Here is a 19,194-nt window from a genome sequence, read left to right as displayed (position 1 = left end):
GCAGGCTCGTTCCCACGGTTAGTTTCTTTGTAACCGTTGCCGTAGGGGTTAACCCAACAGCTCGCGCAGCACCCGGGTGAAGTCGCGGCAACTGGCTTCTTCATCGGCGTGATGACCATCACGCACCACCCACTGGCCATTGACCAGCACGTCGCGCACCTGACGATCGCCGCCCGCAAACAACCAGCGGTTGAGAATCGCGTCGTCCTTGGCGGTGGCCAGGTACGGGTCGTTACCGTCAAGCACCAGCCAGTCGGCGCGCTGGCCCACGGCCAATCCGGCAACCGCCTGCCCCATCGCTTGGGCACCACCCACCAGCGCCGCGTCGTACAGCGTGCGCCCGACCATCGGTTGGTCGCTGCGATACATCCGGTTACGACGTTGATCACGCAAGCGCTGGCCGTATTCCAGCCAGCGCAGTTCTTCAACCACACTCAGCGACACATGGCTGTCCGAGCCGATACCCATGCGCCCGCCTTGAGCAAGGAAGTCCACCGCCGGGAAAATACCGTCACCCAGGTTGGCTTCTGTGGTCAGGCAGAGCCCGGCTACGGCCTGGCTTTGCGCCATAAGCTGAACTTCAGCGGCGTTGGCGTGGGTCGCATGCACCAAGCACCAGCGCTGATCGACCTCGACATTGTCGTATAGCCACTGGATCGGCCGCTTGCCGCTCCAGCTCAGGCAGTCGTCGACTTCCTTTTGTTGCTCGGCGATATGGATATGCACTGGGCAAGTCGTGTCGCTGGCGCGCAAGACTTCATGAATTTGCTCGGGGGTAACGGCGCGCAGCGAGTGAAAACACAGGCCCAAGGCTTGCGCAGGCTGTTGCGCCAGCAGCGGCTGCAACTGCTGCTGCAATTTCAGATATTGCTCGGTGCTGTTGATAAAGCGCCGCTGGCCGTCATTGGGTGCTTGGCCGCCAAAGCCCGAGTGGCTGTAAAGCACCGGCAACAGGGTCAGGCCAATGCCGGTCGAGCGCGCCGCTTCGCTGATGCGCAACGCCAGTTCTGCCGGATTGGCATAAGGCTGGCCCGACAGATCGTGGTGTACATAATGGAATTCGGCGACCGAGGTGTAACCTGCCTTGAGCATTTCAATGTACAACTGACGGGCAATAACACCGAGCTGCTCGGGGCTTATTTTTCCGACGAGCCGATACATCAAATCGCGCCAGGTCCAGAAACTGTCATTGGGGTTGCCCGCCACTTCGGCCAAACCGGCCATGGCCCGTTGGAATGCGTGGGAGTGCAGATTCGGCATGCCCGGCAGCAGTGGCCCGCTCAGGCGTTCGGCGCCGTGCGCGTCGGCATTGGCTTGAACCCGGGTCAGGTGGCCATCGGCACCGACCTCGACTCGGACATTGGCAGCCCAGCCTGTGGGTAGCAGCGCACGCTCGGCAAAGAAGACGGACATCGGTTCGGTACCCCATTGCTTGTAATTTGTATATACATATACAGACGTTTGCCTGCTCGGTAAACTCCGGCAAGCTACGCCACTTAACTCATGAACAAGGATTGCCTGTGTCGACTCCGCCTGTCGTGTCCCCGCTGGCCGCCCACATGGGCGATAGCCCGGCCCCGCTTTACGCCCGCGTAAAGCAAATGATCACTGCGCAAATCCAGAGTGGGAACTGGCCGCCGCATTACCGTGTGCCTTCTGAAAGCGAGCTGGTGACCCAATTGGGCTTCAGTCGCATGACCATTAACCGTGCGCTGCGTGAAATGACCGCCGACGGTTTACTGGTGCGCATGCAGGGCGTCGGTACTTTTGTGGCCGAGCCCAAGACTCAGTCCGCGCTGTTTGAAGTCAACAACATTGCCGATGAGATCGCTGCTCGTGGGCATAAACACACCTGCAAGGTGATCAGTCTGGGCGAAGAGATGGCCGGTTCCGAACGCGCCGCCGTGCTCGACATGCGTGAAGGGCAGAAAGTCTTTCATTCGCTGATCGTGCACTACGAGAACGGGATTGCCGTGCAAATTGAAGACCGTTTCGTCAATGCGCTGGTGGCACCGGACTACCTTAAGCAGGATTTCACCCTGCAAACGCCTTACGCCTATCTATCTCAGGTTGCACCACTGACCGAAGGCGAGCACGTGGTTGAAGCGATTCTGGCTGACCCTAAAGAATGCAAATTACTGCAAATCGAGCCCGGTGAGCCGTGCCTGCTGATTCGCCGCCGCACCTGGTCGGGTCGTCAGCCTGTTACCGCCGCCCGCTTGATCCACCCGGGTTCCCGTCACCGCCTCGAAGGACGTTTCAATAAATGAGCCAGACCGTTGTTTTACGCGCCGCCGATTACCCGCGCATGCCGTGGAAAAACGGCGGCGGCAGCACCGAAGAGATCACCCGTGACGCGGGCGAGGGCCTTGAAGGTTTTGGCTGGCGACTGTCGATTGCCGATATTGGCGAGTCTGGCGGTTTTTCGCGTTTCGACGGTTATCAGCGGGTTATCAGCGTGCTGCAAGGCGCGGGGATGAACCTGAAAGTCGACGGCGTAAGCACCCGAGGATTGTTACCGTTCGATGCGTTTGCGTTCCGGGGTGAAAGCGCCGTCACCTGCACCCTGATTGATGGGCCAATCCGCGACTTCAATCTGATCTACGCCCCCCATCGCTATGCGGCACGCCTGCAATGGCTGCACGCGACAACCCCGCAGCGCCTGTTCAGCTCGGCGCATACGCTGTTGGTGTTTGGTGCGGGTGAACAAACGCATGTGAGCCTGGGTAACACCAGCCACGAACATCTGGGCCGTTACGACTGCCTGCAATTGAGCGGCAATCGCCAGTTGTTGGAAATCACTGTGACCGGGTTGTGCTGTGTGATCGAGTTAACGCCGGTCTAGCGTGTAGCCGGTGCCGCAGGCTGCGATAAGGACCGAAGGGCCTTTGCCTTCAACATCAGGGCAGGGGCCGCTTCGCGCCCAATCGCAGCCTGCGGCAGCGGCTACATAAAGCAGTGATGTTTCCGTTCTCTGTTACCTAACGCCCCAATTCAGCGCACAAATCTGCTTTCGTAACACCTCCTACAAATTTTCCCCTCCCCCCATAAAACTTCTCTCGCAGCTGCGCGCCTTTATTTACGGGGCTTGCAGATTTTTCATGGCGAAAATTTGCAGATTGGCCGCTAACTTGCATATGCTTGTATGTACAAGTACATAAGTGTGCGTCGATCCTCTTCTCACACCCGACGCATCTGCCCAACGCTGAGGAGTTACCCGTGACTTCAACTACCCCAAAATCGCCTGCTTCGTTCACCCGTCACCGTGATGGTGAGATCCGCGCCGCCCGTGGTACACAGCTCACAGCCAAAAGCTGGATGACTGAAGCTCCACTGCGGATGCTGATGAACAACCTCGATCCGCAAGTGGCCGAGAACCCGACCGAACTGGTGGTGTATGGCGGTATTGGCCGGGCAGCGCGGAACTGGGAGTGCTACGACAAAATCGTCGAAAGCCTGACCAACCTCAACGATGACGAAACCCTGCTGGTGCAATCGGGCAAGCCGGTCGGCGTGTTCAAAACCCACAGCAACGCGCCACGGGTTCTGATCGCCAACTCCAACCTGGTGCCGCACTGGGCCACGTGGGAGCACTTCAACGAACTCGACGCCAAAGGCTTGGCCATGTACGGCCAGATGACTGCGGGCAGCTGGATCTACATCGGCAGCCAGGGCATCGTGCAGGGCACTTACGAAACCTTCGTCGAAGCCGGTCGCCAGCACTACAACGGCAGCCTGGTCGGTAAATGGGTACTGACCGCCGGTCTGGGTGGCATGGGCGGCGCGCAGCCGTTGGCTGCAACTCTGGCTGGTGCTTGCTCGCTGAACATCGAATGCCAGCAAAGCCGCATCGATTTCCGTCTGGCTACTCGTTATGTCGACGAACAAGCCGCGGATCTGGATGACGCGCTGGCCCGTATCGCTAAATACACCGCTGAAGGCAAGGCGATTTCCATCGCTCTGTGCGGCAACGCTGCAGAGCTGTTGCCAGAAATGGTCCGCCGTGGCGTACGCCCGGACATGGTCACCGACCAGACCAGCGCCCACGACCCACTGAACGGCTACCTGCCTAAAGGCTGGACCTGGGAGCAGTACCGCGACCGCGCTGTGACTGATCCGGCAGCCGTGGTCAAAGCCGCCAAAGCCTCGATGGGCGAACACGTAGAAGCCATGCTGGCGTTCCAGAAGGCGGGTGTTCCAACCTTCGACTACGGCAACAACATCCGTCAGATGGCCAAGGAAGTTGGCGTCGAAAACGCTTTCGACTTCCCGGGCTTTGTACCCGCGTATATCCGCCCACTGTTCTGCCGTGGTGTAGGTCCATTCCGTTGGGTCGCGCTGTCGGGTGATCCGGAAGATATCTACAAAACCGACGCCAAGGTTAAAGAGCTGATCGCCGACGACGCCCACCTGCACAACTGGCTGGACATGGCCCGCGAGCGCATCAGCTTCCAGGGCTTGCCGGCACGTATCTGCTGGGTTGGCCTGGGCCAGCGCGCCAAGCTGGGCCTGGCGTTCAACGAAATGGTGCGCAGCGGCGAGCTGAAAGCGCCGATCGTGATCGGTCGTGACCACCTGGACTCCGGCTCGGTCTCCAGCCCGAACCGCGAAACCGAATCGATGAAAGACGGCTCGGACGCCGTGTCCGACTGGCCACTGCTCAATGCTTTGCTGAACACCGCGAGCGGCGCGACCTGGGTCTCCTTGCACCACGGCGGCGGCGTTGGCATGGGCTTCTCGCAGCATTCGGGGATGGTAATCGTATGTGACGGCACCGACGAAGCGGCTGAGCGCATCGCTCGTGTTCTGCACAACGACCCGGCGACTGGTGTGATGCGTCACGCCGATGCGGGCTACGACATTGCCATCGACTGCGCCAACGAGCAGGGCTTGAACCTGCCGATGATCAACGGCTGACACTGGTCTTCTGTGGGAGCGAGCCTGCTCGCGAACGACCTTCGCGAGCAGGCTCGCTCCCACAAGGTTGCTAAAGATTTCTATAATTTCGGTTACACGCGTGAAGGAGTATTAACGTGCTTGAGTTAAACCTGATCCCCGGCCAACTGAGCCTTGCCCAACTGCGTGACATTTATCAGCAGCCGGTTACCCTCAGCCTGGACGAGAGTGCTTCGGCGCAGATCGATGCCAGTGTGGCGTGCGTTGAGCAGATCCTTGCCGAAAACCGCACCACCTACGGCATCAACACAGGTTTCGGTCTGCTGGCTTCGACAAAAATTGCCAGCGAAGACCTGGAAAACCTCCAGCGTTCTCTGGTGCTGTCCCACGCAGCCGGTATCGGCGAGCCGATCAGCGATGATCTGGTGCGCCTGATCATGGTGCTCAAGGTCAACAGCCTGAGCCGTGGTTTCTCCGGGATTCGCCGCGTAGTGATCGACGCCTTGATCGCGCTGATCAATGCCGAGGTTTACCCGCACATCCCGCTTAAAGGTTCAGTGGGCGCGTCGGGCGACCTGGCGCCGTTGGCGCATATGTCACTGGTGCTGCTGGGCGAAGGCAAGGCACGTTACAAAGGCGAGTGGCTGGATGCAGTCACTGCCTTGAAGCAAGCCGGTCTTGAACCGCTGACTCTGGCTGCCAAAGAAGGTCTGGCGCTGCTCAACGGTACTCAAGTATCGACAGCCTACGCCCTGCGCGGTCTGTTTGAAGGCGAAGACCTGTTTGCTGCCGCTATGGCGTGCGGCGGCCTGACGGTCGAAGCGGTGCTGGGTTCGCGTTCGCCGTTCGATCCACGTATTCATGCTGCTCGCGGTCAACGCGGTCAAATCGACGCTGCTGCGATTTATCGCGACCTGCTGGGTACCAGCAGCGAAGTGTCCGAGTCGCACAAGAACTGCGACAAGGTACAAGACCCGTACTCCCTGCGCTGCCAGCCACAAGTGATGGGCGCCTGCCTGACCCAGTTCCGTCAGGCGGCTGAAGTGCTGGGCGTTGAAGCCAACGCAGTGTCGGATAACCCGCTGGTATTTGCCGAGCAGGGCGACGTGATCTCCGGCGGTAACTTCCACGCCGAACCGGTAGCGATGGCTGCAGACAACATGGCGTTGGCGATTGCCGAAATCGGCTCGCTGAGCGAGCGCCGCATCTCGTTGATGATGGACAAGCACATGTCGCAATTGCCGCCGTTCCTGGTGGCCAATGGCGGCGTCAACTCCGGTTTCATGATCGCTCAGGTAACGGCTGCGGCCTTGGCCAGCGAGAACAAGGCGTTGTCCCACCCACATAGCGTTGACAGCATTCCTACCTCGGCCAACCAGGAAGACCACGTTTCGATGGCTCCTTCTGCTGGCAAGCGTCTGTGGGAAATGGCTGAAAACGTACGCGGTGTACTGGCAATCGAGTGGCTGGCTGCGTGCCAGGGTCTGGACCTGCGTGATGGCCTGAAAACCTCGGCCAAGCTTGAAGTCGCTCGCACCACCCTGCGCAGCAAGGTCGCTCACTATGAGAAAGACCGCTTCTTCGCTCCGGATATCGAAATTGCCATGCAATTGCTGGCGACTCGTTGCCTGAACGATCTGCTGCCTGCTCACGTTCTGCCAAGCCTGTAATCCAAAAAAACGCAGAGGGCCTACGGGCTCTCTGCGTCTCTGTTTTCGCCGACAAAAATAATCAAGGACGCGAAATGCAAACGCAAACTCAAGGTTTGAAACGCGGGCTATCCGCTCGCCACATCCGTTTTATGGCGCTGGGTTCAGCGATCGGAACGGGTCTTTTTTATGGTTCAGCCGCTGCCATTCAAATGGCTGGACCTGCTGTGCTGCTGGCCTACCTGATTGGTGGCGCCGCGGTGTTTATGGTAATGCGTGCACTGGGCGAAATGGCCGTGCACAACCCGGTGTCGGGCTCCTTTGGCCATTACGCCAGCACCTACCTGGGCCCTATGTCGGGCTTTATTCTGGGTTGGACCTACGCCTTCGAGATGATCATCGTGTGTCTGGCCGATGTCACGGCCTTCGGCATTTACATGGGTTTCTGGTTTCCTGAGGTGGCGCGCTGGATCTGGGTTTTGGGCATTGTGCTGCTGATTGGCGGGTTGAACCTGTGCAGCGTCAAAGTCTTCGGCGAAATGGAATTCTGGCTGTCGCTGCTTAAAGTTGCCGCCATCGTGGCGATGATTCTGGCCGGTTTCGGCATCATGCTGTTTGGCATCGGTACTTCCGGCAGCTCTGACGCTGTTGCCACCGGCGTCAGCAACCTGTGGTCGTTCGGTGGCTTTATGCCTAATGGCGTGGGCGGCTTGATCGCCTCGTTTGCCGTGGTGATGTTTGCCTTCGGCGGCATTGAAATCATCGGCATCACTGCCGGTGAAGCCAAAGACCCGCAACGCGTGATTCCTAAAGCGATCAACGCGGTGCCGCTGCGTATTCTGTTGTTCTATGTGCTGACGCTGTTTGTGTTGATGGCTATTTACCCGTGGAACCAGATTGGCAGCCAGGGCAGCCCGTTCGTGCAGATTTTTGACAGCCTGGGCATCAGTTCTGCAGCCACCATTCTGAATATCGTGGTGATCTCGGCGGCAGTGTCGGCCATCAACAGCGATATCTTCGGCGCTGGCCGCATGATGTACGGTCTGGCACAGCAAGGGCAGGCACCTAAAGGCTTTGCCAAAATCTCCCGCCATGGCGTGCCGTGGATGACCGTACTGGTGATGGGCGCTACGTTGTTGGGCGGTGTAGTGCTCAACTACTTGATCCCGGAAAACATCTTCCTGGTCATCGCCTCGATTGCCACCTTCGCCACGGTGTGGGTGTGGTTGATGATTTTGGTGACTCAGGTGGCCATGCGCCGTTCCATGACCCGAGAGCAAGTGGCCGAACTCAAGTTCCCCGTGCCGTTCTGGCCGTATGCGCCAATGGCTGCTATCGCATTTATGGTGTTTATCTTCGGCGTACTGGGTTACTTCCCTGAGACCCAGGCGGCACTGATGGTAGGCGCGGTCTGGATTGTATTCCTGGTTGTGGCTTATCTATTGTGGGTAAAGCCGGCTGCGGGTCGTGCGATTGAAGTGGCTCCCGAGCTTTCCTGAGTTTTTGATCATTGACGGAGTGACGCAATGAAAACCCTTTGGCAACACTGCAATGTCGCAACCATGGCTAATGGCATGTACTCGATCATCGAGGACGCCGCCATCGTTACCCGTGACGGCTACATTGAGTGGATTGGTTCGCGTCAGCAGTTGCCGACGGGCGAGTATGGTCAAACCCATGGCCTGGAAGGGGCGTGGGTGACGCCGGGGCTGATCGATTGCCATACCCACACGGTGTTTGGCGGTAATCGCAGTGGCGAATTCGAGCAACGCTTGCAGGGTGTGAGCTATGCAGAAATTGCCGCTGCCGGTGGCGGTATCGCCAGCACCGTGCGTGCGACCCGTGCTGCCAGCGAAGAGGAATTGTTCGCCAGCGCCCGTCAGCGTTTGTTGTGCTTGCTGCGTGATGGCGTCACCAGTGTCGAGATCAAGTCCGGTTACGGCCTGAGCCTTGAGAGCGAACGCAAAATTCTGCGGGTGATCCGCCGTCTAGGGGCCGAGTTGCCGGTCACGGTGCGCAGCACCTGCCTGGCGGCCCATGCTTTGCCGCCGGAGTACAAGGACCGCGCCGACGACTATATCGAGCATATCTGCAACGAAATGCTGCCAGCGCTGGCAGCTGAAGGGCTGGTGGATGCAGTGGATGCGTTCTGCGAGTACCTGGCGTTTTCTCCGGCTCAGGTTGAACGGGTATTCAAAGTGGCGCAGCAACTGGGCCTGCCGGTCAAATTGCACGCCGAGCAGTTGTCCTCGTTGCATGGCTCCAGCCTGGCGGCGCGCTATCAGGCGTTGTCTGCGGATCATCTGGAGTTCATGACTGAAGAAGATGCGATTGCCATGGCCGAATCCGGAACCGTGGCCGTGCTGCTGCCCGGTGCGTTTTACTTTTTGCGTGAAACCCAGCTGCCGCCGATGGAGGCCCTGCGCAAGCACGGGGTGAAAATCGCCATCGCCAGCGACCTCAATCCGGGCACGTCGCCGGGGTTGTCGTTGCGCCTGATGCTGAACATGGCCTGCACCCTGTTCCGCATGACCCCCGAAGAAGCCCTGGCCGGTGTCACTCAGCATGCGGCTACGGCGTTGGGCATGGGCGAGACCCACGGCTCGCTGGAGCCCGGCAAGGTGGCCGACTTTGTGGCCTGGAACATTGATCGTCCCGCAGACCTGGCCTACTGGCTGGGCGGTGATCTGGATAAACGCGTCGTGCGCAACGGCGTTGATGTAGCGCTTTAGGAGAAAAGCTTGTGGATAAGGTACTGACATTTAAACAAGGCCGCGTGCCATTGCTGATCAGCATGCCCCACGCTGGCTTGAAACTGACACCTGCGGTGAAGGCCGGGCTGATCCCCGAAGCGCAAAGCCTGCCGGACACCGACTGGCATATCCCGCAGCTTTATGATTTTGCCAACGAGATGGGCGCCAGCACCCTGGCGGCTGAATATTCGCGTTTTGTGATTGACCTTAATCGCCCCGAAGACGATGCGCCGATGTATGTGGGGGCAACCACAGGGCTGTTTCCGGCCACGCTGTTTGATGGCGTGCCACTGTTTCGCGAAGGGCAGGTGCCTACGGCACAAGAGCGCGCCACCTACCTGGAGCAGATCTGGAAACCCTACCACCAGACCCTGCAACAGGAACTCAAACGGCTCAAGGACGAATTTGGCTATGCGCTGCTGTTTGATGCGCACTCCATTCGCTCTTGCGTGCCGCACCTGTTTGACGGGCGTTTGCCGGACTTCAATCTGGGCACCTTCAATGGCGCCAGCTGCGACCCGTTACTGGCCCGCGATCTGGAAGCGATCTGTGCCGAGCATCCGACCTATAGCCATGTGTTGAACGGGCGCTTCAAGGGGGGTCATATCACCCGCCATTACGGCAGCCCGGCCGACAACATCCACGCCGTGCAGCTGGAACTGGCGCAGTGCACCTATATGGAAGAGTTCGAGCCGTTCAACTACCGCGAAGACCTGGCCGCACCAACCCAAGTGGTGCTCAAGCAATTACTGGCGCGGATTATCGAGTGGGGGCAGCAGCGTTATTCCAGGAGTTGATTTTGATTTTGTGGGAGCGGGCTTGCTCGCGATGCGGACTACTCGGTCTTACGGTTAGACCGCATCGATGCAATCGCGAGCAAGCCCGCTCCCACAGGATTTATGCAGTTGCCAGATATTCAACCACAGCCTTTTTAAGGACATGCTCCTTGCACCCATTCGGGTTTATGATGCCAGACGGCAACATTTTTCAGCCCCTCTCTCGGAGTGCGTAATGCAGACCTTGTTCCCGCAGATCAAACCCTACGCCCGGCATGAGCTGGCGGTTGATGGGCCGCATGTGCTTTACGTTGACGAGAGCGGTTCGCCGGATGGCTTGCCTGTGGTTTTTGTCCACGGCGGGCCAGGTTCGGGCTGCGATGCCAACAGTCGCTGCTATTTTGATCCGGGCCTGTACCGCATCATTACGTTTGATCAGCGCGGTTGCGGGCGTTCGACGCCGCATGCCAGCCTGGACAGCAACACCACGTGGGATCTGGTCGCCGACATGGAGCGGATTCGTCTGTACCTGGGTGTCGACAAGTGGGTGTTGTTTGGTGGTTCCTGGGGCTCGACCCTGTCACTGGCGTACGCGCAAAGCCACCCGGACCGGGTACATGGACTGATTCTGCGTGGGATCTTTCTGGCACGTCCTCAAGAAATCGAGTGGTTCTATCAGGCAGGTGCCAGCCGGATTTTCCCGGATTACTGGCAGGAATACATAGCACCTATCCCGCAGGAAGAGCGTCACGATCTGATGAGCGCTTTTCACAAGCGCCTGACAGGCAATGACCAGATCGCCCAGATGCATGCGGCCAAGGCCTGGTCGACCTGGGAAGGACGTGCTGCAACCCTGCGGCCCAACCCGCAAGTGGTCGAACGTTTTTGCGACCCGCATCGGGCCTTGTCCATTGCTCGTATCGAATGCCACTACTTCATGAACAACGCGTTCCTGGAACCCAATCAGTTGCTGCGTGACATGTACAAGATTGCCCACCTGCCAGCGGTGATCGTGCATGGCCGCTACGACATGATTTGCCCGCTGGATAACGCCTGGGAGCTGCATCAGGCTTGGCCTGGCAGCGAGCTGCAAATTATCCGCGAGGCCGGGCATGTGGCCTCTGAACCCGGTATTACCGATGCCTTGGTGCGCGCCACCGAGCAAATGGCCCGCAGCCTGCTCAACTTGCAGCCCGACGAAGCATGAAGGGCCTGTTGCAGCGTGTCAGGGGCGCACGGGTAGAGGTAGCAGGGGAGATTGTCGGTTCAATCGACCAGGGCTTGCTGGTGCTGGTCGCCGTCGAACCTGGTGATACCGAAGCGAGCGCGGCCAAGTTGCTGCACAAGCTGCTCAACTACCGGGTGTTCAGCGATGCCGAAGGCAAAATGAACCTGTCACTGGCTGATATTGGTGGCGGTTTGCTGCTGGTTTCGCAATTTACCCTGGCCGCCGATACCAAAAGTGGCCTGCGCCCCAGCTTCTCCACGGCAGCGCCTCCAGCATTGGCCGAGGCACTGTTCAATCACCTGCTGATTGAGGCAAAACGCCTTCACCCGATCGTCGGCTCAGGGCGTTTTGGGGCTGATATGCAGGTGCATTTGGTCAATGATGGCCCTGTGACATTCCTGTTACATATTTAAAACACTGAAAATCCGTGTTTTCGTCCGAAAACAGGGGGTTTTAGCGATAAATACTTGCTGACAGTAGATGCGTTGTCACGCGGGCTACTAGATAATCCCGCGCTACACAGAGACTAATCCGACACGATGGGGGAATTAAAACCTCTACCAATTGTCGGAACAGTGCTCGCCAACCTGGCATTTAGATCGCTGGCCGTTGGTTTCATCATCTGTTTTCGGCGAGGTTTGCTCGTGATTGTTAGTCCATTAAATGCACCAAAAATGTCTGCCAAGCGGTTTCGCAACGCACTGGTGACGGGCTCTGCGCTCTTTTGCTTGTTCGGTGCGGGTCAACTGTGGGCATTCAGTCTGGATGACGTGGCGGCTGAGGCTAAAACCCTCGCCGAGCAGAAGTACCAAGCGCCGCGCAGCAATTTGCCAAATGAATTCCGCGACATGAAGTTCGCGGATTATCAGAAGATTCAGTTCAAGCGTGAAAAGGCTGAGTGGGCGGGCGATAAAACCCCGTTCAAATTGTCCTTCTATCACCAAGGCATGCATTTCGACACGCCGGTGAAAATCAATGAAGTGACCGCCACCAAGGTTGAAGAGATCAAGTACGACTCCAGTCGTTTCGATTTCGGCGACGTCAAGTTCGACCCTAAAGCGACCGAAAACCTCGGTTGGGCCGGTTTCCGCGTGCTGTATCCGATCAACAAGGCGGATAAGCAGGACGAAATCATGACCATGCTGGGCGCGAGTTACTTCCGCGTTGTGGGCAAGGGCCAGATCTATGGCCTGTCTGCCCGTGGTATGGCGATCGACACTGCATTGCCGTCGGGCGAAGAGTTTCCGCGCTTCACCGAGTTCTGGATCGAAAAGCCCAAGCCTAATGACAAGCACTTGGTGATCTTCGCCTTGCTGGATTCGCCACGGGCTACCGGTGCTTACCGCTTTACCCTGCGCCCGGGCGTGGACACGGTAGTGGATGTCAAAGCGCAAATGTTCCTGCGCGATAAGGTTGGCAAGCTGGGCATTGCTCCGCTGACCAGCATGTACCTGTTCGGCGCTAACCAACCGTCCAAAGTCCTCAACTACCGTCGCGAGCTGCACGATTCGTCGGGCCTGGCCATTCATGCTGGCAACGGCGAGTGGATCTGGCGTCCGCTGAACAACCCGAAACACTTGTCGGTGAGCAACTTCTCGGTTGAAAACCCGCGTGGCTTCGGCTTGCTGCAACGTGGCCGCGACTTCAGCCACTATGAAGACCTTGACGACAACTACGACAAGCGCCCAAGCGCCTGGATCGAACCGCAGGGTGATTGGGGCAAAGGCTCGGTTGACCTGGTAGAAATTCCTACCGCTGACGAAACCAACGACAACATCGTTGCGTTTTGGAGCCCGGCCACTCTGCCAGAGCCACTCAAGCCATTTGATTTCGCCTACCGCCTGCACTGGACCATGGACGAAGCGGCCCTGCACCCGACTGACAGCGCCTGGGTCAAACAGACCCTGCGTTCGACCGGTGACGTCAAGCAATCGAACCTGATCCGCCAGCCTGACGGCAGCGTCGCCTACCTGGTCGACTTCGAAGGCCCGTCGCTCAAGGCCTTGCCTGAAGATGCCGCTGTGCGCAGCCAGGTCAGTGTCGGGGACAATGCCGAGCTGGTTGAAAACAGCGTGCGTTACAACCCTGAAACCAAGGGCTGGCGCTTGACCCTGCGGATGAAAATCAAGGATCCGAGCAAGTCCACGGAAATGCGAGCTTCGCTGGTTCAGGATGTTGAGCATGCACCGGCGGCCAAACCGGCAGCGCCTTTGACCAAAGCTGAAAAAGCTGCGGCCAAGGCACAAGAGAAGAAAGAACACGCAGCCAAGGACGCCAAGGCTCCTACGGCTGACGCAACCCCAGCCACTCCAGAACCGGTGAAGACTGAAAAAGTGTTGACCGAGACCTGGAGCTACCAGTTGCCCGCCGATGAGTAATGCTCACCCCCAACCGGCCTCGCTCAGCGAGTACCTGGCGCATTTGCCTCTGAGCGATGAGCAGCGCGCCGAACTGGCGAGCTGCACCTCGTTCGACGAGTTGCATGCACGCTTGTCGGCGCAGACCGATGTTGATGCCAGCGAGGCCGCACAGGCCTCGGTTGGCACGCGTCTGAACCTGACTTCGGCGACTGAGCTTGAGGACGCAGAAATGCTCGCCCTCGATGCCAGTGGCCGGGTGATGCTCAAGGCCACGCCACCGATCCGTCGCACCAAAGTGGTGCCAGAGCCGTGGCGTACCAACATTCTGGTTCGTGGCTGGCGGCGTCTGACCGGGCGCAGCAATCCGCCTGCGCCGAAAATCGACGAGCGCGTCTTGCCCAAGGCCCGCTGGCGTACGGTGGGTTCGATCCGCCGTTACATCCTGCTGGTCTTGATGCTTGGCCAAACCATCGTCGCTGGCTGGTACATGAAAGGCATCATGCCGTACCAGGGCTGGGCGTTTGTTGACCTTGAAGAAGTGCTGCATCAACCGCTGATGCAGACAGCGCAGCAAGTGCTGCCGTATGCACTGCAAACCAGCATCCTGATCCTGTTCGGGATTTTGTTCTGCTGGGTATCGGCAGGTTTCTGGACCGCCTTGATGGGCTTTCTGGAACTGTTGACCGGGCACGACAAGTACCGTATTTCCGGCAAAAGCGCCGGTAATGAGCCAATCCCTGAGCAGGCACGTACTGCACTGGTAATGCCGATCTGTAACGAAGACGTCACCCGCGTATTTGCGGGCTTGCGGGCGACCTACGAATCGGTAGCGGCTACGGGTGATCTGGATCGCTTCGACTTCTTTATCCTCAGCGACAGTAACGACCCTGATATTTGTGTCGCCGAGCAACAGGCCTGGCTGGATGTGTGCCGCGAAACAGAAGGCTTCGGGCGGATTTTCTATCGTCGTCGCCGTCGTCGTGTGAAGCGCAAGAGCGGCAACCTCGACGACTTCTGCCGTCGCTGGGGCGGCGATTACAAGTACATGGTGGTACTCGACGCCGACAGCGTGATGAGCGGCGAATGCCTGACCAGCCTGGTGCGCTTGATGGAAGCCACGCCAGACGCCGGTATCATCCAGACCGCGCCACGTGCGTCGGGCATGGACACTCTGTATGCGCGCATGCAGCAGTTCGCCACCCGTGTGTACGGGCCGCTGTTTACAGCCGGTCTGCACTTCTGGCAGTTGGGCGAATCCCACTACTGGGGCCACAACGCCATCATCCGCATGAAACCGTTTATCGAGCACTGCGCCCTGGCGCCGTTGCCGGGCAAAGGGGCATTTGCGGGCGCGATCCTGTCTCACGACTTCGTTGAAGCCGCGTTGATGCGCCGTGCCGGTTGGGGCGTGTGGATTGCCTACGATCTGCCAGGCAGCTACGAAGAATTGCCGCCTAACCTGCTGGACGAACTCAAGCGTGACCGTCGCTGGTGCCACGGTAACCTGATGAACTTCCGCCTGTTTCTGGTCAAGGGCATGCACCCGGTACACCGTGCGGTGTTCCTCACGGGCGTGATGTCGTACCTGTCAGCGCCGCTGTGGTTCTTCTTCCTGCTGCTGTCGACGGCCTTGCTGGCGGTCAACACGCTAATGGAACCGCAGTACTTCATGGAACCGCGCCAGCTCTACCCGCTGTGGCCTCAATGGCACCCGGACAAGGCTGTGGCGTTGTTCTCGACCACGATCGTGCTGTTGTTCCTGCCTAAACTGCTGAGCATCATTCTGATCTGGGCCAAGGGCGCAAAAGAGTTCGGTGGCAAGTTCAAGGTCACACTGTCGATGTTGCTGGAGATGCTGTTCTCCATGCTGCTGGCGCCGGTGCGCATGATCTTTCACACCCGCTTCGTACTGGCTGCGTTCCTGGGCTGGGCTGCGACCTGGAACTCGCCACAGCGTGACGACGACTCCACGCCGTGGAGTGAAGCTGTGCGCCGTCATGGCCCGCAAACCCTGCTGGGTGCGGCCTGGGCTGCGTTGGTGCTGTGGTTGAACCCGAGCTTCCTGTGGTGGCTGGTGCCGATTGTCGGTTCACTGATGCTGTCGATCCCGGTTTCGGTGATCTCCAGCCGGGTCAAGCTGGGCCTCAAGACTCGCGACGAAAGCCTGTTCCTGATTCCCGAGGAATACGCACCGCCGCGCGAATTGTCGGCCACCGCCGAATACACCCACGAGAACCGCTACCACGCACTGCATGATGGTTTTGTGCGGGCTGTGGTTGATCCGCAACAGAACGCGTTGGCCTGTGCGTTGGCGACGTCGCGTCACCGTGAAGCCGAGCCGATTGAATGGCTGCGCACCGAACGTGTGCGTCACGCGCTGAAAGTCGGTCCTCAGGGCGTCACCAACAACGAGCGTATGGCATTGCTGAGCGACCCTGTTGCCCTGGCGCGCTTGCACGCTCTGGTGTGGAACGAGGGTCATGAAGACTGGTTGAACGCCTGGCGTGAGTCGGTTGCTGCCGACCCGCATGCCCCGTTGTTGCCGTTACAGCCTTCAGCCTGATCTAAAAGAAACCCCACTACGGTGGGGTTTCTGCTTTATGGGGGGTTGTGGGAGCGAGCCTGCTCGCGAATGAACTTCGCGAGCAGGCTCGCTCCCACATTGAAGTTTCTCTGTAGCGGATCCATAGCCCGCACCCATCCTGCTTTTCTCTCGCAAAACTCGTGTCACAACCCTTCTGTGAGTTAGCATCCGTTTCCGAATGGGTGAGTGCCCGGCTGTATTGGCTTTTTGAATCGAGCCCGCCGTTGGCCAACACCTTAATTGAGTAGGTTGAGGGGAGTTGATGATGAAGAAGTTTCTATCGAAACTGCTGGTCGGCGTCACTGCGGTACTGGCGATCAGCGCAGCCCATGCGGGCGCAATTGATGACGCGGTCAAGCGCGGCACCTTGAAGGTGGGCATGGACCCAACCTACATGCCATTTGAAATGACCAACAAGCGCGGCCAGATCATTGGCTTCGAAGTTGACCTGCTCAAAGCCATGGCCAAGTCCATGGGCGTCAAGCTGGAGCTGGTTTCCACTGGCTATGACGGCATCATCCCGGCCCTGATGACCAACAAGTTCGACATGATCGGCAGCGGCATGACCCTGACCCAGGAACGCAACCTGCGCCTGAACTTCAGCGAACCCTTCATCGTTGTGGGCCAAACCCTGCTCATCCGCAAAGAGCTGGAAGACAAGATCAAGTCCTACAAAGACCTCAACGACCCACAATACCGCCTGACCTCGAAAATCGGCACCACGGGTGAAATGATCGCCCGCAAACTGATGTCCAAAGCCCAGTACCACGGCTATGACAACGAGCCAGAAGGTGTGCTGGACGTGGTAAACGGCAAGGCTGATGCCTTCGTTTACGATGCGCCGTACAACGTTGTTGCAGTAAACAAGTTCGGTAACGGCAAACTGGTGTTCCTCGACCAGCCGTTCACCTACGAGCCTTTGGCCTTTGGTCTGAAGAAAGGCGACTACGACAGCATCAACTTCATCAATAACTTCCTGCACCAGATCCACGAAGACGGCACCTACGATCGCATCCATGACAAGTGGTTCAAAGACACCGCTTGGCTCAAAGACATGGAATAAGCGCGATTCCTGTAGCCGCTGCCGTAGGCTGCGATAAGGACCGAAGGGCCTTCAGATTCTGGGGTTGCCTGCAGCCCATCGCAGCCTTCGGCAGCGGCTACACACGCTGTCTGCGCTGCTCTCTACGGAAATATCAAAGTGATCAAACAAAAAAAAGTCCAGTGGCCCTGGCACGTATTGACCGTGCTGGTGCTCATCGGTCTGGCGGGTGCGCTGTATTACGCCACCTCGCTGATGTCTTACGAATGGCGCTGGAACCGCGTCCCGCAGTACTTCGCCTATCAAGCCGAAGAAGCCCAGCGGGCGACTGAAGCCTCGACCGTGATTGAGTTGGTGCGCAAAGGCGATACTGCCGAAGTCGTACTGCGTGGCGAAGATGGCAAAGAGCAACGCGTGACTGTCGCCGACAACAGCCTGCAGTTGGCTGAAGGCGATGATGTTGCTGAAGGCGATGTGATTGGCGTTAACCGCCATTGGGCCGCCGGGCCGCTGCTCTGGGGCTTGTGGACCACGGTTTGGCTGTCGTTGGTGTCAGGCGTACTGGGTTTGATCATCGGGCTGGCCACGGGTCTGTGCCGACTGTCGAATAACCCGACCCTGCGCGATCTCTCGACTCTGTACGTCGAGCTGGTGCGCGGCACGCCGCTGCTGGTACAGATTTTTATCTTCTACTTCTTCATCGGCACTGTACTCAACCTGTCCCGCGAATTTGCCGGTATTGCCGCGCTGTCGTTGTTCACCGGTGCGTACGTGGCTGAAATCATTCGTTCGGGTGTGCAGTCCATCGCTCGCGGGCAAAACGAAGCGGCTCGCTCGCTGGGCCTCAACAGCAGCCAATCGATGCGCCATGTGGTGCTGCCGCAAGCGTTCAAGCGTGTACTGCCGCCGTTGGCCGGGCAATTTATCAGCTTGGTCAAGGACACCTCGCTGGTGTCGGTGATTGCGATTACCGAGTTGCTCAAGAGCGGCCGTGAAGTCATCACCACCTCGTTTTCGCCGTTCGAGATTCTGTTCTGCGTAGCGGGCCTGTACCTGTTGATCAACCTGCCGCTGTCGCATTTCGCCAGCCGGCTTGAGCGGAGGCTCGCGCAAAGTGATTGAAGTTCGCGAACTGGTAAAAGTCTTCGACACCCGCGGGCATATTGTTCGCGCCGTGGACAACGTCAGCACCACTGTCGCCCAGGGCGAAGTACTGGTGGTGATCGGCCCCTCGGGCTCTGGCAAGTCGACCTTTCTGCGCTGCCTTAACGGCTTGGAAGATTTCGACTCAGGCTCGGTCAGCATCGACGGCCTGGATCTGGCCAACCCCAAAACCGATGTGAACGCCTATCGGCGTGAAGTCGGCATGGTGTTTCAGCATTTCAACCTGTTCCCGCACATGACCGTACTGGAAAATCTGTGCCTGGCGCAGAAGGTGGTACGCAAGCGTGGCAAGGCCGAGCGCGAAGCCAAGGCCCGGGCGTTGCTGGAGAAGGTCGGTATCGGGCAGAAGGCCAACGAGTACCCGTCGCGCCTCTCGGGCGGTCAGCAACAGCGCGTGGCGATTGCCCGTGCGCTGGCGATGGAGCCCAAGGTGATGCTGTTTGACGAGCCCACTTCGGCGCTGGACCCGGAAATGGTCGGCGAAGTCCTGGACGTGATGAAGACCCTGGCCCGCGAAGGCATGACCATGGTCTGCGTGACCCACGAAATGGGCTTTGCCCGCGAAGTGGCGAACCGCGTGCTGTTCTTCGACCACGGCAAACTGCTGGAAGACTCCGCCCCGGAAGACTTCTTCAACTCGCCTAAAGACCTGCGCGCCCAGGCGTTTTTGCGCCAGGTGCTTTGACGGCAGCTACAAGCAGAAGCAGAAGCAGAAGCAGATCTGCTTCTGCTCTGAACTTGC

At 58.7% G+C, this 19,194-nt stretch carries 15 protein-coding genes; 14 read left to right on the top strand and 1 reads right to left on the bottom strand.

What is annotated here, in order from left to right; translation table 11 throughout:
* Positions 1-48: 48 nt before the first annotated feature.
* Positions 49-1,413, bottom strand: a complete 1,365-nt coding sequence (locus U5A05_RS22910) for a formimidoylglutamate deiminase (protein WP_321834980.1) — start codon at positions 1,411-1,413, stop codon at positions 49-51.
* A 146-nt stretch (positions 1,414-1,559) separates the two neighbouring features.
* On the opposite strand from U5A05_RS22910, the gene hutC reads away from it, so the two are divergent.
* The 14 genes from hutC (at position 1,560) to U5A05_RS22840 (ending at position 19,137) form a co-directional block, all read left to right on the top strand.
* Positions 1,560-2,270 (top strand): histidine utilization repressor, encoded by a 711-nt coding sequence (gene hutC, locus U5A05_RS22905; RefSeq protein ID WP_219262600.1) that lies wholly within the window; start codon positions 1,560-1,562, stop codon positions 2,268-2,270.
* Positions 2,267-2,845, top strand: coding sequence for a HutD/Ves family protein (locus U5A05_RS22900; protein WP_261740109.1), 579 nt, complete (start codon positions 2,267-2,269; stop codon positions 2,843-2,845). The genes hutC and U5A05_RS22900 overlap by 4 nt, the downstream gene beginning before the upstream one ends.
* 374 nt (positions 2,846-3,219) lie before the next feature.
* The gene (gene hutU / locus U5A05_RS22895) at positions 3,220-4,917 is read left to right on the top strand and encodes a urocanate hydratase (RefSeq protein WP_261740108.1); all 1,698 of its coding nucleotides are present in this window, start codon (positions 3,220-3,222) and stop codon (positions 4,915-4,917) included.
* Between the two features lie 116 nt (positions 4,918-5,033).
* Positions 5,034-6,566: a histidine ammonia-lyase gene (hutH, locus tag U5A05_RS22890; RefSeq protein ID WP_321834979.1), complete on the top strand. Its 1,533-nt coding sequence runs from the start codon at positions 5,034-5,036 to the stop codon at positions 6,564-6,566.
* A 74-nt stretch (positions 6,567-6,640) separates the two neighbouring features.
* Positions 6,641-8,044, top strand: coding sequence for an amino acid permease (locus U5A05_RS22885; RefSeq protein WP_261740106.1), 1,404 nt, complete (start codon positions 6,641-6,643; stop codon positions 8,042-8,044).
* A 27-nt stretch (positions 8,045-8,071) separates the two neighbouring features.
* Positions 8,072-9,277, top strand: coding sequence for an imidazolonepropionase (gene hutI / locus U5A05_RS22880; protein WP_261740105.1), 1,206 nt, complete (start codon positions 8,072-8,074; stop codon positions 9,275-9,277).
* 11 nt (positions 9,278-9,288) lie between these two features.
* On the top strand, positions 9,289-10,095 hold the full coding sequence (gene hutG / locus U5A05_RS22875; RefSeq protein WP_321834978.1) for an N-formylglutamate deformylase: 807 nt from the start codon (positions 9,289-9,291) through the stop codon (positions 10,093-10,095).
* A gap of 214 nt (positions 10,096-10,309) precedes the next feature.
* On the top strand, positions 10,310-11,281 hold the full coding sequence (pip, locus tag U5A05_RS22870; RefSeq protein ID WP_261740103.1) for a prolyl aminopeptidase: 972 nt from the start codon (positions 10,310-10,312) through the stop codon (positions 11,279-11,281).
* On the top strand, positions 11,278-11,715 hold the full coding sequence (gene dtd, locus U5A05_RS22865) for a D-aminoacyl-tRNA deacylase (protein ID WP_261740102.1): 438 nt from the start codon (positions 11,278-11,280) through the stop codon (positions 11,713-11,715). The genes pip and dtd overlap by 4 nt, the downstream gene beginning before the upstream one ends.
* A gap of 231 nt (positions 11,716-11,946) precedes the next feature.
* Complete coding sequence (locus U5A05_RS22860; RefSeq protein WP_321834977.1) at positions 11,947-13,680, top strand: glucan biosynthesis protein G; 1,734 nt, start codon at positions 11,947-11,949, stop codon at positions 13,678-13,680.
* Positions 13,673-16,225, top strand: coding sequence for a glucans biosynthesis glucosyltransferase MdoH (gene mdoH / locus U5A05_RS22855; protein ID WP_261740100.1), 2,553 nt, complete (start codon positions 13,673-13,675; stop codon positions 16,223-16,225). The genes U5A05_RS22860 and mdoH overlap by 8 nt, the downstream gene beginning before the upstream one ends.
* Before the next feature lie 286 nt (positions 16,226-16,511).
* Positions 16,512-17,309, top strand: coding sequence for a transporter substrate-binding domain-containing protein (locus tag U5A05_RS22850; RefSeq protein WP_261740099.1), 798 nt, complete (start codon positions 16,512-16,514; stop codon positions 17,307-17,309).
* 141 nt (positions 17,310-17,450) lie between these two features.
* Positions 17,451-18,410 (top strand): amino acid ABC transporter permease, encoded by a 960-nt coding sequence (locus U5A05_RS22845; RefSeq protein ID WP_395247093.1) that lies wholly within the window; start codon positions 17,451-17,453, stop codon positions 18,408-18,410.
* Positions 18,403-19,137, top strand: coding sequence for an amino acid ABC transporter ATP-binding protein (locus tag U5A05_RS22840; RefSeq protein WP_261740097.1), 735 nt, complete (start codon positions 18,403-18,405; stop codon positions 19,135-19,137). Before U5A05_RS22845 ends, U5A05_RS22840 begins: the two co-directional genes overlap by 8 nt.
* The last annotated feature ends 57 nt before the right edge of the window (positions 19,138-19,194 follow it).

It is taken from the genome of Pseudomonas kulmbachensis, from assembly GCF_963681935.1.
Classification (GTDB): domain Bacteria; phylum Pseudomonadota; class Gammaproteobacteria; order Pseudomonadales; family Pseudomonadaceae; genus Aquipseudomonas; species Aquipseudomonas kulmbachensis.
The sequence above is the reverse complement of the archived record's forward strand: the minus strand, read 5'-3'. Positions and strand labels throughout refer to the sequence as shown.